At 61.9% G+C, this 15,658-nt stretch carries 13 protein-coding genes; 9 read left to right on the forward strand and 4 right to left on the reverse strand.

The features are described 5' to 3' along the window. The first annotated feature begins 89 nt into the window (after positions 1–89). The 3 genes from BRA1417_RS0119220 (at position 90) to BRA1417_RS0119230 (ending at position 3,047) form a co-directional block, all read left to right on the forward strand. Positions 90–1,178 (forward strand): AI-2E family transporter, encoded by a 1,089-nt coding sequence (locus BRA1417_RS0119220; RefSeq protein WP_027517189.1) that lies wholly within the window; start codon positions 90–92, stop codon positions 1,176–1,178. Positions 1,179–1,330: 152 nt separating this feature from the next. After that, positions 1,331–2,443, forward strand: coding sequence for an acetate/propionate family kinase (locus tag BRA1417_RS0119225; RefSeq protein ID WP_027517190.1), 1,113 nt, complete (start codon positions 1,331–1,333; stop codon positions 2,441–2,443). Between the two features lie 145 nt (positions 2,444–2,588). After that, positions 2,589–3,047 (forward strand): potassium channel family protein, encoded by a 459-nt coding sequence (locus BRA1417_RS0119230; RefSeq protein WP_027517191.1) that lies wholly within the window; start codon positions 2,589–2,591, stop codon positions 3,045–3,047. On the opposite strand, the gene BRA1417_RS0119235 is transcribed toward BRA1417_RS0119230, so the two are convergent. Continuing rightward, positions 3,025–3,708, reverse strand: a complete 684-nt coding sequence (locus BRA1417_RS0119235; protein ID WP_027517192.1) for a helix-turn-helix domain-containing protein — start codon at positions 3,706–3,708, stop codon at positions 3,025–3,027. The genes BRA1417_RS0119230 and BRA1417_RS0119235 overlap by 23 nt on opposite strands. Positions 3,709–4,043: 335 nt before the next feature. Between BRA1417_RS0119235 and BRA1417_RS0119240 the strand changes: the two genes are divergently transcribed. Both BRA1417_RS0119240 and BRA1417_RS0119245 read left to right on the forward strand, forming a co-directional pair. Further along, a complete protein-coding gene (locus tag BRA1417_RS0119240; RefSeq protein ID WP_027517193.1) occupies positions 4,044–4,667 on the forward strand; it encodes a response regulator transcription factor in 624 nt (207 codons plus the stop codon). A 197-nt stretch (positions 4,668–4,864) separates the two neighbouring features. Continuing rightward, positions 4,865–5,239, forward strand: coding sequence for a response regulator (locus BRA1417_RS0119245; RefSeq protein ID WP_027517194.1), 375 nt, complete (start codon positions 4,865–4,867; stop codon positions 5,237–5,239). A gap of 12 nt (positions 5,240–5,251) precedes the next feature. Here BRA1417_RS0119245 and BRA1417_RS0119250 read toward each other — a convergent pair whose 3' ends face one another. Genes BRA1417_RS0119250 through aspT form a run of 3 tightly spaced genes read right to left on the reverse strand, consistent with a single transcriptional unit; the run spans position 5,252 to position 8,478 of the window. After that, positions 5,252–5,863 (reverse strand): invasion associated locus B family protein, encoded by a 612-nt coding sequence (locus BRA1417_RS0119250; protein ID WP_027517195.1) that lies wholly within the window; start codon positions 5,861–5,863, stop codon positions 5,252–5,254. A gap of 27 nt (positions 5,864–5,890) precedes the next feature. Beyond that, complete coding sequence (locus BRA1417_RS0119255) at positions 5,891–6,733, reverse strand: S9 family peptidase (protein WP_245286249.1); 843 nt, start codon at positions 6,731–6,733, stop codon at positions 5,891–5,893. Positions 6,734–6,789: 56 nt separating this feature from the next. Next, entirely contained in the window at positions 6,790–8,478 is a 1,689-nt protein-coding gene (gene aspT, locus BRA1417_RS0119260) for an aspartate-alanine antiporter (protein WP_027517197.1), read from the reverse strand. Between the two features lie 124 nt (positions 8,479–8,602). Between aspT and BRA1417_RS0119265 the strand changes: the two genes are divergently transcribed. The 4 genes from BRA1417_RS0119265 to BRA1417_RS0119280 all read left to right on the forward strand — a co-directional run bounded on the left by BRA1417_RS0119265 (position 8,603) and on the right by BRA1417_RS0119280 (position 15,643). Continuing rightward, positions 8,603–9,277: a YoaK family protein gene (locus tag BRA1417_RS0119265; protein ID WP_027517198.1), complete on the forward strand. Its 675-nt coding sequence runs from the start codon at positions 8,603–8,605 to the stop codon at positions 9,275–9,277. Next, entirely contained in the window at positions 9,274–10,983 is a 1,710-nt protein-coding gene (locus BRA1417_RS0119270; RefSeq protein ID WP_027517199.1) for a SulP family inorganic anion transporter, read from the forward strand. Before BRA1417_RS0119265 ends, BRA1417_RS0119270 begins: the two co-directional genes overlap by 4 nt. A gap of 195 nt (positions 10,984–11,178) precedes the next feature. Beyond that, on the forward strand, positions 11,179–13,932 hold the full coding sequence (locus tag BRA1417_RS0119275) for a decarboxylase (RefSeq protein WP_027517200.1): 2,754 nt from the start codon (positions 11,179–11,181) through the stop codon (positions 13,930–13,932). Positions 13,933–13,942: 10 nt separating this feature from the next. Next, on the forward strand, positions 13,943–15,643 hold the full coding sequence (locus BRA1417_RS0119280; RefSeq protein WP_027517201.1) for an aspartate:alanine exchanger family transporter: 1,701 nt from the start codon (positions 13,943–13,945) through the stop codon (positions 15,641–15,643). Positions 15,644–15,658 lie beyond the last annotated feature (15 nt).

Raw genomic sequence — 15,658 nt, forward strand, 5'->3', positions numbered from 1 at the left:
GCCGTGACGCTTGATCTGGATCAAGCCCGCTGAGCGAGAGCAGGGGCTAGTTCGCCTCAGCATGCGCGGCAAGAGCTGAAGGCGCGTCCGTGAAAACACTCCGCCAGGTCTTCTCTGGAGACGAGATCATCCAGCTTCTCATCCGGCTGGGGTTGCTGGGGCTGTTGCTCATCTGGGCGCTCCTCCTGGTCCGCCCGTTCGTGCCCATATTGGCCTGGAGTGTCGTGCTCGCCGCTGCGCTGAATCCGGTGTTTCGGCGCCTCAGTGACATTCTCGGTGACCGACCGAAGCTTGCAGCGACGATCCTTACTCTCGTCAATCTTGCTGTGGTGATCGGGCCCGCGACCTGGCTGGGCATGGGCGCGGTCGACGGGATCACCGACCTTGCCGCCCAGGTGACGGCTGGCGAACTGCATGTGCCTTCGCCGCCGCAATCTCTCAAGGATTGGCCCGTCGTCGGCCCTCAGCTCTTCGATCTCTGGGACCAAGCGACGACCAATCTCCGGTCGCTCTTGCGCGCAGTGGTGCCCTACCTGAAGCCATTCGCGGCAACCTTGCTCGGATTTGCCGGTAATGCCGGGGTGGGAACCGTCAAGTTCCTGCTGTCGGTGGCGGTGGCCGGGGTGCTGTTTCCGTATGGACCTCAGCTCGTTGCTGCGGGGCGCAGCTTTCTGTCGCGCGTCGTGCCGGACCAGAGCGAGCACTTTCTCGACCTGGCGGGTGCCACGATCCGTGCGGTGGCCCAAGGCGTGATCGGCGTCGCTATCATCCAGGCATTGCTGGCGGGTATAGGCTTCAAGCTAGCCGGCATCGCCAGCGCGGGGCTGCTGGCATTTGTGGTGTTGTTGCTGTCGATCGTGCAGATCGGCGGGGCCATCGTGATCCTGCCGGTCATCATCTGGATCTGGACCGACAAGGAATTTCCGATCGCGCTCCTGCTGACGGTGTTTTTCGTGATCGTATCGGTGCTCGACAACATCCTGAAACCGCTTGTCATGGGCCGCGGCCTGACCACGCCAGCGCTCGTGATCCTGATCGGGGTGATCGGAGGAACTCTCTTCCATGGGATCATCGGCCTCTTCATCGGACCGATCATTCTGTCGGTGGTCTGGGAGCTGACGGTGGCCTGGATACGTACCGAACGGGCTGCGCCTGCCAAATTGGCGATCGAGCGTTGACCGATATCAATTCGACCGAGCCTTTCAGGCAAGGCGATTCGACAAGACGTCGAGGTGGTGGTGGAAATGTCTGGCCCGCCTGGTCCTTCTATTGTGACCGCCGGTGTTGATGCAGGGCTTTGGCATGCTCCAATGAGGGCGATGTGAGTGCCATGGATACCATCCTTGTCATCAATGCCGGCTCTTCTGATCTCCGATTCCAGATCTACTCTGTCGAAGGAGAAGGCAGGCTACGGCAGCGGCTCAAGGGGCGGTTGGACGGCATCGGGCGCTGTCCGCGTCTGCGGGCGAGCAAGGCTGGCGGCGGTCCGCTCGCCAATCGCGCTTACCCAGTCGAAGCAGTGCAGGATATTGCGGCCGCGATGGACATTGCCGGCGCCTGGTTGCGGGATGAGCTTCATATCCACCCCATTGCAGTCGGGCACCGCGTCGCGCACGGCGCTGCGGAGCATGATCGGCCGGTCCTCATCGATCACGAAGTCCTGGCGTGCCTGGAGCGGTTGACCGCGTTGGCGCCGTTTGACCTACCGCACAATCTGGCGCCTATCCGTTCGATCCTGGTGAATTTCCTGGCGCTCCCGCAGGTCGCCTGCTTCGACACCGCATTTCACCGAACGCGTGCCGCGGCCGCCGACGATTATGTCATTCCTCGTCAGCTCTATGCCGAGGGCGTGCGGCGCTACGGATTTCATGGTCTCACTTACGAATATATTGCGAAGGCCTTGCCTAGGATTGCGCCGGAAATCGCGATGAAACGGGTGATAGTCGCGCGTCTCGGGAGCGAGGCATCGATGTGCGCGCTCAGCGGTGGACTGAGCGTAGAAAGCACAATGGCCTTCACCGCGCTTGACGGATTGCCGATGGACGTGCGAGCGGGGCAAATCGATCCGAAAGTCGTGGGGCGCGGTGATATGCGTCAGCTCGAAGCAAGTAAGGACGCGAGCGCGAAGTTCGCCATCGATCATTTCGTTTACCGAATCGGTCTCAGCGCGGGCATGCTCGCAGCTGCGTTGCAGGGTCTTGACGCGTTCGTCTTCACGGCAGAGGTCGGCGACAACTCCGCATTGCTCCGTTCGCGCGTGGCGGAGCAGCTCGCATGGCTCGGTGTCAAGCTCGATGCGAAAGAGAACGCGCTGCAATCGCGGCTGATTTCGTCTCCAGCGAGCCGCATCCCAGTCTACATCGTGCCCTCCGACGAGGATCTCATGATCGCTAGGCACACGCTGGCGCTGCTGTTGAAGGGTGGCTCGAGGGTGGCAAGCTGAGCGTCATGATCGGGGGTCTTGGCGGCCGCAGTGCCGAGCGTACACGCCCGCGGCACGTTGATCTGCGTCAAACGCCCGCATCATACCGCGGGCCGGATGGCAGGGCTGACCAACCAAACGCCGGCAGCGTCTGAGGGAGCTCGCAATGGCGGTCCAATTCCTGCTCGGTACCTTGATCAGCGTGATCAACATCATGATTCATGCGCTGGTGACCGTTGCGGCCATCGACATCGCTCGTACCGCCGGATTGAAGCACACGGCGCGGCCCCGGTCGCACCTGATGGCCGTGATGGTCACCACTGCTGTCATTTTGATGGTCGCGCACACCGTCGAGGTTCTGATTTGGGCGCTCGCCTATGCGACGGTCGGCGCGGCGCCTCCGGGGAGCGATCTGCTATATTTCACCTTCGTGAACTACACCACTCTGGGCTATGGGGACATCACGCCCGCGATGGGGTGGCGGCTGACGGGACCCATGACAGCGATGAACGGCATCCTGATGTTTGGTTGGTCGACCGCAGTTCTTTTCGAGGTGCTGCGCAAGACGGTTGAACATCTCGCTGCGATTGCGGCACCTAAGTCTAGTTCTGGAGATCGAGGCTAGCGAGCTTCAGCCTGTCCAGAAGCACGATCTGGCGCTGAGTGTTTCCGATGAAGCCGAGGATACCGAGCTCATGCAACCGCGATAGTGCGCGGGAGACGGTTTCCAGCGTTAGTCCGAGATAGTCGGCGATATCACGCCGCGACATCGGCAGCGCCATGATCCCGGCGGCCGTCAGCCGCTTGTCCATCTCGATCAGGAAGGCTGCGACCCGCTCCAGCGACGTCTTGCGGCCGAGCAGCAGCATGTGGTCTTCCGCATGCTGAAGGTTGGTCGTGGTCATGCTCAGCAGGTTACGAGCCACCACGGCGTCGTCCTGCGCGACCAGCTCGAGGCTTTGGCGCCTCACCAGGCGAACCGTGGTATCGACGATCGCTTCCGTCGTGAACCTGTGCGCACTGCCGTTTTCCAGCCCGAAGATGTCGCCCGCAAGATGAAATGCGCCGATCTGGCGTCGGCCGTCCGACAGCAGCTTGTAGCTCCGCACAGCGCCCTTCTTCACCTGATAGACGTACTCTGCCGGCTCCTTTTCGCCGTAGACTTCGGAGCCCTTCTTATAGGTAAACTCGTTTAGACTGATGATCGGATTTGAATCGGTGTTTAACCCTAGCTCGCGGAGCGAATGAAGCCGCGAGGACGTGTCGGCAGCGGTGCGAACGAACATGGCCAACTCCCGAACTAATGGTGACGCGGTATTTCCATCGTGGGAATAAGGAGCCGCCGAAAATCCGCTTCCCGCGAAGGTTGTTTAGGCGATTATTGGGGTTTTCAACCATTGTCTGTAGGTGCATTGTACCAAGGTACAGGAGGGGTTCGATGCGCTGACTGAGAATCCGTCAGAGTATCTGTCGGATAGTGCGGCAATATGCCGACAACGGACGCTTCGTTCCCGGTTGTGGCATCCCAATTGGGCTGCTTTGCTCAGGCATCAACGGCACGTCTGGTCTTTCTGCATTTCTGGTCTTTCTGCATTTGAAGTACCCATCGAGGGAAAAAAGCTTGTCCGGCTTCGTATATGTCGTGGACGACGACGCATCCTTTCGGACGGCGATACAGCGTCGGCTCAAACTGGCTGGGTATGAAGTTGTGACCTACGCGTCCGCCCAGCAGTTACTGGATGATCCGCCAGGGTCCGACCACCCGGGATGTATCTTGCTTGATGTGCAGCTTCCTGGCCTGAGCGGGCCGGAGTTGCAAAGCTCGCTCGTCCAACGCCGTTCGCCGCTGCCGATCGTCTTCCTGACCGGACATGCCGATACCGCGACGACGGTTCGTGCAATCAAGGCCGGCGCGGAGGATGTCCTTACCAAGCCGGTATCGTCCGAGCAGTTGATCGATGCGATTGAGCGGGCAATGGCTCAACAGGAGGTGGCGCGGAGCCAACAGAGCAAGCTCGATTCGCTACGTTCTCGCTTGAGGTCTCTATCGCGGCGCGAACGACAGGTGTTCGACCTGATCGTACGTGGTAAAATCAACAAGCAGATCGCCTATGAGCTCGGAACGACCGAACGCACAGTGAAGGCGCACCGCCACCAAGTGATGACAAAGATGCAGGTACTATCGTTTGCCGAATTGGTTTCCACTGCCGAGCGGCTCGGCCTTCTGGATTCGGCAAAGGTGTAATGCAGGCCGGTTTTCGTGCGCTTCGTCAGGTCCGTGATCAGACCTGTACGATGGGACAATATGAAATGTTATTGACATAATTCGCCCTGGGCCGCCTACATACCCGCGTCGTTGGCCGTCAGATTAGCACAGGAACTTTTGCCACGGAGCGTCGTTGCGACGCGAGTGCCAGGTTTCCAATCAGAAAGACGGGTCCATTGTTTGCACGTAAGCCGATTTACGTCGTGGATGATGATTTATCAATGCGCCGAAGCTTGGAGCGGCTGCTTCGAAAGCACGGCTTTGATGCTGTTGCCTTTGATTCCGCCGCTGCGCTGCTTAGGTATGGCTGCATCGAAGAGGCGTGCTGCATCGTTCTGGATATCAATCTGAACGGAGAGTCGGGTATCTCACTCCGCCGCAGGCTCGCGAGCGAATGTGCCAGTGTCCCCGTCATCTACATTACCGGCAACGACTGCCAGGCAAATCAGGCTGCCGCGATTCAGTCCGGGTGCGCCGCCTATCTGGCCAAGCCCTTCGCAGCAAGCTCACTCATCGATTCCATCGAACGCGCCTGCGCCGACCATGGCTGACCCCGCCGCTGCTCATTCCTCGATGTCCTGCTCCAGGGTCTGTGCGGGCGCGCCGTTGTGAACCGAACCAAACTTCGCCAGCGGCAGCGATGTTGTCAGAGACAAAAGGTTGGAATCGGTGACCTCAAGCACCAGAGTCTTGCCGGCTTCCATGTCCTCGATGAACCTGGGATCGGCAGCGTCGGCGGCGATACAGGTATTGCTCAGGCACCAGGTGTAGGGCAACGATCTGGAATTTCCCTGATCGACGGTCAGCTTGGCAGGCCGTTGCAGATACATCCCGACGGGGACAAACACTTGCAGCCGGGCAGTGCGGTCGCCGTCGCGCTCGATCAGGTCCACGCGCACCGCCATCTGGCCCGTTGCAAACTTGCCGGTGATCGAGGTTCGGCACAGCATCGGCGCACCGCCGGGCTTGACGCAAAGCTTCCGCCAGTCGCCATAGGTGATGTCCTTGGCTTCGCGCTGTCCGCGAGGCGCGATTTCGGCGGACTTCGCCTCTGGAGCCGGCTTGGGCGCGGCTGCATTCTGCGCCGAAGCTGGTCCGGCAAGAGCCGCCGCGAACAACATCGACAGCCAGACGAGCGTACCGCCCGGCGAAGGTATTGATGTTGGGTCGATCATGTTCTGCCTCCACGCCAGTCTCTGCGGCTATTTCTGCGCGTCAAGAAATCGTTCGACGAGCGGTGACCACATCGGGATCGTGTCGGGCGAGCCGATGAAGAAGTGTCCTTCGCTGCCGAAGGGCGGCATCAGATGATATTCGGCCCTGCCGCCGGCCGCGGTGAAGGCCTCATGCATGCGCTTCGATAGGGCAGGGCCGAAGAACGTGTCATTCTCGATATAGAACCACAGCATTGGCACTCGCGAGGTCCGGCCGAAATCGGCAGTCGCTTCGACCAGCTTGTCCGGTGCGCAATTGTTGTTGGGTTTGCCGTCAACACGGCCGCCGCGTCCAGCCGCGAAGGTGATGATTGCCTTGACCTGCGGCGGGTTTGCGCTCGAGAGCGCAATGGAAGCCCAGCCGCCCGCGGACTGTCCAATGACGATTACATCCTTCGGCAGAACGCGTTTCTCGGCCACCATGTAGTCGATGATCCAGAGATCGACCTGCGCCACCGCACGCCCGGCGTCGTGGAAGTTCGGATTGGTGCAGTTTCCGACCTTGGAGAAGAATGGCCCGTAGAGACCATGCTCGGGCATGTCGATGGCCGCTGCGCCATATCCGGTGCCGACGGGCGCCACCACGAGGTAGCCGCGTTTGGCAAACCACTTCGCGGCGTCCCGGAACTCCACCAGCGGGAAGAAGCTGCGATCGACGGGCTTGAGCGACACGCCGTGGTTCATGATCGCCAGCGGGAAGGGGCCGTCGCCGACGGGCCGCACCACATAGGCGAGCATCGGCAGCGGTAGCGGCAGAGCCCAGACCTCTTCCTGAATCCGAACATTGTCGTCGGCGCGTACAGGAGCAAGAAGGCCGGCCAGGATGCTCAAGGCCGCCGCCAAGTAGGTCGCTGTTGAAGCATGGCGGAGATTCACGCGCGCCCCCTTCAGCCGGCGAAAGTGCTGGCCACGATGATGGGACCAAGCACGGTCAGGACGACATTGCCGACAGCGTAAGGCACGGCGACGCCGAGCACCGGCGTCTGGCTTTCTGCAACATCACAGGCGCCCGTCACGGCTGCGTCGACCGTCATGGCCCCGGCCAGGGCGCCGCAGATGATCACGGGGTTCATGCGGAGCACGCGATGGGCAAACAGGGTCGTCACGATCAGCGGCACCAGCGTGACCACCAGGCCCATGCCCACCAGCAGCATGCCGTGCGATTGGATTGCGACCCAGGCCGCGTGGCCGTTCCCGAGCCCGATCGCGGCGATAAAGCCGCCGAGCCCGAGGTCGCTCAGCGTTTGCTGCGCGGCGGGCGGCATTGCACCCATCGTCGGCCGGCGCGAGCGGAGCCAGCCGCAGAAGAGCCCCGCAATCAGGGCGCCACCGCCACCGCCCAACGTCAGGGGCACCGACCCGATCTTGACGCTTGCGAGACCGGCGAGCAGACCCACGGCGATGCCTGCGGCAAGGAATGCAATGTCGGTACGGTCTTCGGAGCGGAGAATCTGTCCAACCTGCGAGGCGGCGCGCTCGATGTTGCGGGTGCTGCCGACCAGCGTCATGACGTCACCGACATAGACGCGGGTATCGGCGCTCAGGGGGACCTCGCGTCCCATCCGCGTCAAGGTGCGCAGGAACACGCCGCGCGCGGCGTCGCCGATGCGGTCGGCCATGTCCTTGACGGAGCGGCCGTGGAGCTTGCGATTGTCAACGAGGACGTCGACCACATTGCCTGGAAGAGCCTTCAGGATCTCATTGGCGTCGATTTCAGTGCCAACAATCGGCTTTGCGGCGACAATGGCCGCCGTGCGACCCGCGATGACGATGTCGTCGCTCGCTTCAAGCACCGTGTCGCGATGCGGCTCGACGTCAGCTCCCCGCCGTACGATCCGCTCGATCACGCTCCGGCTGCCGATCTCGTCTTCGACGGCGCCGACGGTTCGGCCGGCCGCGGCCGACACCCGGTACGCGCGGGCCTGGAATTTTCGATAATGCAGATTCTCAGTTTGTGGCGGGTTGCCGCCCGAAAGCTCCGCCTCGAGCTTTGCAGCTTCCGCTTTCAAATCGATCCCCATCAATTTCGGCGCGACAAACGGCACGTACAGGAGCGTAAGGATATAGCCGAGCACGTAGGTGACGGCGTAGCCGGCCGCGATATTGGCGTCCTGCTGCTGCAGCAACTCTTTGGACAGTCCGAGCTGGGCTAGTGCGCCAGATGCGGTGCCGATGACCGACGACTGTGTCAGGGCTCCCGCAGCAAGACCGGAAGCGGTGCCGGGACCGAGCGCGAACACATGGGCAAATATGAGAACGATGACGAGGCCGGTACCACCAAGCACGAGCGCGAGCGCGACCTGAGCCAGGGTCCGGATGCTCAGCGAGGCAAAGAACTCGGGTCCGGACCGGTAGCCGATCGTGAACACGAACAGGCTGAAGAGAATGACCCTGAGCAGGGACGGAAACGTGAAGGTGCCGAGCTGCCCGATCAGGACGGCAACGATGAGCGTGCACGCCGTGGTGCCGATCGAAAAGCCGCGGATCCGGACGCGGCCAAGAATCGTCCCGAGCGCGACTGACAGCAGCAGGAAGATTTCCGGCGCGGCGGAGATGATCCATCTGACCGTGCTCATTGCGCGTGCCCTCTAGCGATTTGCGCCAAATCTGGTTCCTCAAACCCAGGGAGGCTTGATTCAGATCAATCCCTGCCGAGGGTTAAGCCGCTCCCTGGTGAGCCGCAGGAGTTGACGTTGGGACATGAGCACGATGGATACCGCCGCTGCTTCGTCGATACGCCGCGACGAAACGGTGCCAATCGCGCTGTTGCTGGCCTTCACCGGCGGCTATCTCGACGCCTATACGTGGATCATGCACGGCGTCATGGCTAACGCCCAGACTGCTAATCTCGTGCTGCTGTGGGTCTATGGATCGATCGGCGACTGGACGAAAGCGCTCCACTTCGTCCCACCGATCCTTGCGTTCGCGATCGGCATCGTCGTCGCGTCATGGCTGCGCCGGGCGGCGCGAGAGCGCGCCAGTGCCATCAGCACGCTGGTCGAAATCCTCCTGCTGGTCACTATCGCCGTCCTGCACAACCGCTTGCCGGATCTCGCGGGAACACTCGGCATTTCCTTTGTCGCCGCCGTACAGAGCGCGGTCTTCACGAGGGTTGAGGGCGTGCTCTACAGCTCCGTCATGATCACGGGCAACATGCGGCAGGCGATTGAAGGTATGTTCGCTGTGGCCTCCCGGAATGGCTCGCTACGGTCGCCGGGCATTTTCGCTGTCTTGTGCATCACGTTCGGCCTCGGCGCAGCACTTGGCGCCTTCGCGACCAAGCAAATCCCGAATTTGGCGCTCGGTGTCCCCGTGATCGCGCTCCTGGTTGTGCTGCTGCGTTGCGAAAGTCCAGGCGACGAGACCAGCCCATGACCTCATCTGACCACAGATCGCGTTGGACCTTTCTGTTTCCGCCCACAACCTGGCTGGCGCAATATCGCAGTGCCTGGCTGCGTTCGGACGCAATCGCCGGAATCACCCTCGCGGCTTATGCGATCCCCGTGTCACTGGCCTATGCGACGCTGGCGGGCCTGCCGCCCCAGATCGGCATCTATGGCTACATGCTGGGCGGCATCGGCTATGCGCTGCTCGGGTCGTCGCGCCAGCTTGCGGTCGGTCCGACCTCAGCGATCTCGTTGATGATTGCGGCCACCGTCGGAGCGCTGGCCGGCGGAGACGCGGCGAAATACGCCGAGATCGCAAGCCTGGCGGCGTGCGCGGTGGCGCTGCTGTGCCTGATCGCATGGTTGTTCAAGCTCAGCGTTCTCGTCCGCCTGGTGAGCGACAGCATCCTGGTCGGCTTCAAGGCCGGCGCGGGACTTACCATCATGATGAGCCAGTTGCCGAGCCTATTCGGCGTCGCCGGAGGCGGTCACAATTTCTTCGATCGCGCCATCAAGCTCGCCGGCCAGCTCGACGGCATCAATTGGCTGGTTCTGGCGATCGGAGCCGTCGCGCTCTTGTTTCTACTGGTGGGGGAGCGGCGGCTGCCGGGAAAGCCGGTCGGGCTCACAATCATGGCGCTATCGATCATGCTGGCGACACTGCTTGGGTTTCCGTCGCTTGGCGTCCCGGTGACCGGCAAAATTCCGGAGGGATTGCCGGCGTTTGGATTACCCAGCTTTGGTCTGTTGGAGCCCGACGAGCTCTTCCCGCTGGCTGCGGGATGCGTGCTGCTGGCCTATATCGAAGGCGTCTCCGCCGCCCGCAGCTTTGCTGCCAAGCACGGCTATGCCCTCGATGTCCGGCAGGAGTTCTTGGGGCTGGGCGCGGCGAACCTGGTCACCGCCTTCGGCCACGGCTATCCTGTGGCCGGCGGGCTGTCGCAATCTGCGGTCAACGACAATGCCGGAGCGCGGACGCCGCTGGCCCTGGTGATCTGCTCGGTGATGCTTGCGCTGTGCCTGCTGTTCTTCACGGGGCTTTTGACGAACCTGCCCAAGGCGGTGCTTGCGGCGATCGTCTTTGCCGCCGTCTACAGGCTGGTGGATATCCGCGCGCTGGTTCGGATGTGGCAAGTCAGCCGCATCGATTTCTATGCCGCGGCGATTGCGTTGGTCTCGGTGCTGCTGCTCGGGATATTGCAAGGTGTCCTGCTGGCGGCCGTCGCATCGATCATGCTGCTGCTGGCGCGGGCATCGCGTCCGAATGTGGCGTTCCTTGGTCGGCTCCCCGGTACCGGCCGCTACTCCGATAAGGCGAGGCATGAAGGCGTCGAGCCATTGGTCGGTATCATCGCGTTTCGACCCGAAGCCTCGCTGCTCTACATCAATGCTGAAACGATCCTGGAAACAGTGTTGGGCACCTTGCCGCTATCGCTCGGCGTCAAGCTGGTTGTCTGCGATCTGTCGGCATCGCCTTACATCGATCTGGCCGGCGCGCGCATGTTGCATGATCTCTATGACGAGCTCGCCTCCCGAAATATCACCTTCCGCATCGTCGGCGCGCACGCGCAGTTGCGCGATCTGCTGCGGGCTGAAGGGCTGGCGGAAAAGACCGACAGCGCGGCGTGGCTTCGTTCGGTCGACAGCGTGCTCGGGGGAAGCACGACCCGACAATCATCTGATCCCAATCCATAGGATCCGGCCGACTTATTGGCCTGATGTAATCTCACCATCGTCCTCGATCCGTCATGCTGCAGCGCCTTGGACGATGTCGCACGACAAATGACTCCAGGCCTCTTCAAGATGCTCGACCCTTGACTTGGATCAATAGACCGAGGTGAGCGGGCATCACGATCCCGGCCACGACGTCGCAAAGATCCGGAGAGAGACATGTCCAAGGACGCCAAGGCTACAGAAAAGCGCATCGATCAGTTCATTTCCGGACCCGGCGCACGGGCGGATGATTGGCGCGATCTGGTCGAGGCAGCGAAAGCATGGGCGCGCGGCGGCGAGCGCACGAAGTACGATGCGGCTTTGGCTGATCTTTCCGTCATAGAGGAGTTTCACGGCTATCCCGGGCTGCAATTGATGGCGGCGTTGCGGGAGGCCGCCTCGGCGGGGGATGCGGCGGGTTCACTGAGCCTTGCGACGCGCATCACGCAGGCCCTGATGACGAGATCCTTCCGCCAGCATGCCGGCGATTGGGATCCCAAGGACGACGGCAGTGGCGATGCACCCGAGCTTGCGTCCTCCACTTTTGGCTCACATGCAGCCCGCCGGCCCTATTTCGAAACGCTGATCGTCACCGGCCTCTCCTCCGACAAGTGGCCGACGCTCGCCGCCGAATGGCGCAAGCTGCGACGGCCGGTGGATTCGTTCGTTTATGAGCCGGTGATCGTCGGCAGCCTAGAGGATGCCTTTTGCGCGACGATGCTCAATCCCGACATCGCGGCCGTCGTCATCAACGAAGGGTTCGGGCTGCGTTCGCGTCATGACGCGCCGATCCTGCGGACCATGACAGCCGGCGCGGGCCTTAATGACGAGGCCGACGCGTCCGCGCTCCGGCTCGCGCACATCATCAAGCGGGTACGTCCCGAGCTTGACATCTATCTGATGTCGAACCGCGACGTCGAGACAATGGCCGGGGACCCCGAGGCCAACGTGGTTCGGCGGATATTCTACTCCATCGAAGAGCTCCTTGAGCTCCATCTCTCCATCCTCGAAGGCATCCAGGATCGCTTCGACACGCCGTTTTTCGACAATCTCAAGAAATACGCACAACGGCCGATCGGAACGTTCCATGCGCTACCGATCGCTCGCGGCAAGTCCGTGTTCAAGTCGGACTGGATCCGCGACATGGGCGAATTCTACGGCTTGAACCTGTTCCTGGCCGAGAGCAGCGCCACCACCGGCGGCCTCGACAGCTTGTTGGAGCCGACCGGCACCATCAAGAAAGCACAGGACAAGGCGGCACGCGCGCTCGGCGCTGATCGCGTGTTCTTCGTGACCAACGGCACCTCGACTTCGAACAAGATGGCAGTGCAGGCGCTGCTTGGGCCGGGCGACATCGCGATCGTCGATCGCAACTGTCACAAGTCGCACCACTACGGCATGGTGCTGGCCGGCGCCCAGCCGATCTATGTCGAAGCGTTTCCGATGACCGAGTATTCGATGTACGGCGCGGTGCCGCTGAAGACCATCAAGCAGGCGCTGCTGAATGCCAGGGCCGACGGCCGGCTGGACCGCGTCAAGATGCTCGACCTGACCAACTGCACCTTCGACGGCCACATCTACAACACCCGGCGGGTGATGGAGGAGTGTCTCGCGATCAAGCCGGATTTGATCTTCCTGTGGGACGAAGCCTGGTTCGGCTTCGCGCGCTTCTCGCCGTTCCTGCGGCGACGGACCGCAATGGGCGCCGCCAACGAGATCGAGGCCTGGATGCACGACCCGAAATCGGTCGCGGCTTACGACAAGCAGCAGGCCGAGCTCGGCAAGACCCCCTCGGACGAGGTGCTTCTCAAGACTCGGCTGATCCCGGATCCGCGTCTGATCCGCTTGCGCGTTTACCAGACCAATTCGACCCACAAGTCGATGTCGGCGATCCGTCAGGGCTCGATGCTGTCGGTCAAGGACGTCGAATTCCATACCGTCGAGCAGCAGTTCAAGGAGGCGGTGTTCACGCACGCGTCGACCAGCCCGAACCAGCAGCTCATCGCCAGCCTGGACGTCTCACGGCGTCAGATGGAGCTCGAGGGCTACGGCCTGGTGGCCAATGCGATCGAAATTGCGTTCGCGATCCGCAAGGCGGTCAACAGCAATCCGCTGATCTCGAAATACTTCCGGATTCTCGGCGCGGACGCGATGGTGCCGGCGCAATATCGCCAGAGCGGCTTCACCGACTATCTCGCAACAGGCATGAACTGGGCGAGCGTCCTGAAGAGCCTGGACGACGACGAATTCTGCCTCGATCCGACTCGCATGACCTTGGTGTGCGGCACCGCGGGTTACGACGGCACGCAGTTCAAGGGCATCCTCGCCAATGATTACAATATCCAGATCAACAAGACATCGCGCAATTCGGTGCTGTTCCAGTCCAACATCAACAACACCCGCAGCGATGTTGCGCATCTGGTGAGGGTGCTGGCCGAGATTGCGGGCGAAGTCGATCGTGGACTGGTTCAGGGCGGTGCCAATGCGAAGAAGACCTTCGAGGCGCGGGTCAAGAGCCTGATGACCGATGTGCCAGATCTGCCGAACTTCTCGCACTTCCACGACAGTTTCCGGGGCGATGCCGGCACCAAGACCAATGAGGGCGACATCCGCAGCGGCTTCTACTCGGCCTATGACGCAGCGGGATGCGAATATATCCGGCTCAGCGATTCCGAGATCGACCGTCGCCTCAAGGCCGGGCCGGACCTCGTCTCCGCGAGTTTCGTGATCCCGTATCCGCCGGGCTTTCCGATCATGGTGCCGGGGCAGGTCATCACCCAGGAGACCATCGACTTCATGCGCAAGCTCGATGTGAAGGAAATCCACGGCTACGACGCCAAGGAAGGGCTGAAGCTCGTACGCGCCGAAGCCCTGGCAAAGATCGGCCGGCCCAAGCCCGGTGCGACGCCAAAGCTGAAGGCGGCATCATAAGGGGACTAACATGCAGGGATTTTTCTCGTTCCTCCAGCACAATCCGTATTTGTTGCTGTTCTTCGTCGTCGGGCTCGCCGTCTGGATCGGGCGAGCCAGCATCAAAGGATATGGTCTCGGCATGGTTGCCGGCGCCATCGTGGTGGGCGCCGGCCTTTCCGTGTGGGCGTCCATCTATGGCGTGAAGCTCGAGCTCAACACCTTCGCCAAGAGCCTCTTCTATTACCTGTTCATGTACGGCGTCGGACTGCGCGTCGGACCGTCCTTCATCAATAGCCTGAAGGGCGACGGCCTGAAGTTCTGCATCCTGGCGGTGGTGTCCAGCGTTCTCGGTCTCGCACTGGTCGTGATCATGTCCAAGCTGTTCGCGTTGCCGATTGGCGCCGCAGGCGGCATGCTGGCGGGCTCGCAGACGATGTCCGCCGCGATCGGCTCGGCCGAGCAGGCGATTACCTCTGGTGTGGTCAAGCTCCCTGACGGCATGAAGCCTGAGGACGCGTCGGGTATGATCGCGCTCTCATACGGCATCACCTACATCTGGGGAACCGTCGGCATCATCCTGATCTGCAAATACCTGCCGCGTTGGTGGGGCGTCGACGCCAAGGCGGCGGCCAAGCAGTACGAAACCGAATTCGGCGTCAAGGATCTCGAAGGCGGCGGTCTCACCGGCTACCGTCAGTTCGGCCTGCGCGCCTACCGGCTGGAGAACCCGGCGCAGGTCGGCATGAGCATCGCCAAATTCCGCACGATGAATCCGGAATACCGCATCGTTAACGTCGCGCGCGGCGGGGAGTCGCTAGGAGCTGATCCCGATCTCGTCCTGCAGAAGGCTGACATTGTCGCGCTGGGTGGCTCCACGGAGCATCTCACCGACAAGATGGGTCTGATCGGTCCTGAGGTCGCCGACGCCAAGGCGCTCGGTATTCCAATGGACCAGGCGGACATCCTCGTTACCAACAAGGAGATGGTCGGACGCACCTTCGGGTCATTCCGCGACTCCGCACTGGCAGGGCAGCTGCAAGTTACCAAGGTCGAACGGGGCGGCGTGCAGATTCCGGCTGGTCTCAAGACCAAGCTGGAGCGGATGGACATCATTTCGGTCGTCGGCCTGAAGTCGGCCGTCAACGAGCTCGGCGAGATGTGGGGACGCATTGCGCGGACCAACACGTCGACCGATCTGTTGACGCTCGCCGCCGGCATGATCATCGGATTCCTGATCGGGATGATCGAATTCCCGGCCTTCGGTGCCAAGATCGGCCTCGGCAATGCCGGCGGATTGTTGCTATCCGGCGTGATCGTCTCATCGCTGGTCTCCCGGCTGCGCTTCTTCGGCAACACGCCGAACGCGGCACGCAATGTGCTCGAGGATCTCGGTCTCGTGGTCTTCGTCGCCATCGTCGGCATCAATGCCGGCGCCGGACTGCTGGCGCAACTGACCGGGGCCGTGGCGCTGAAGATCTTCGTTGCCGGCTTCATTGCCTGCACGATTCCGCCGTTCATCGTCTGGGCGATCGGCTTCCACGTCTTCAAGATCAACCCGGCCGTGTTGATGGGCGGCGTTGCCGGTGCGCGGTCGCACTCCGGTCCGTGCCGTGAAGCCGCGGTGGAAATCCAGAGCTCCGTGCCCTGGATTGGGTTCCCGGTTGGCTACGCCGTCTCCGGCATTCTGCTCACCGTGTTCGGCTACTTCGCAATGATCCTGGCTCAATAGCTCGGCGTCAAAACC

Origin of the sequence: Bradyrhizobium sp. WSM1417, from assembly GCF_000515415.1 — a bacterium.
Lineage (GTDB): Bacteria > Pseudomonadota > Alphaproteobacteria > Rhizobiales > Xanthobacteraceae > Bradyrhizobium.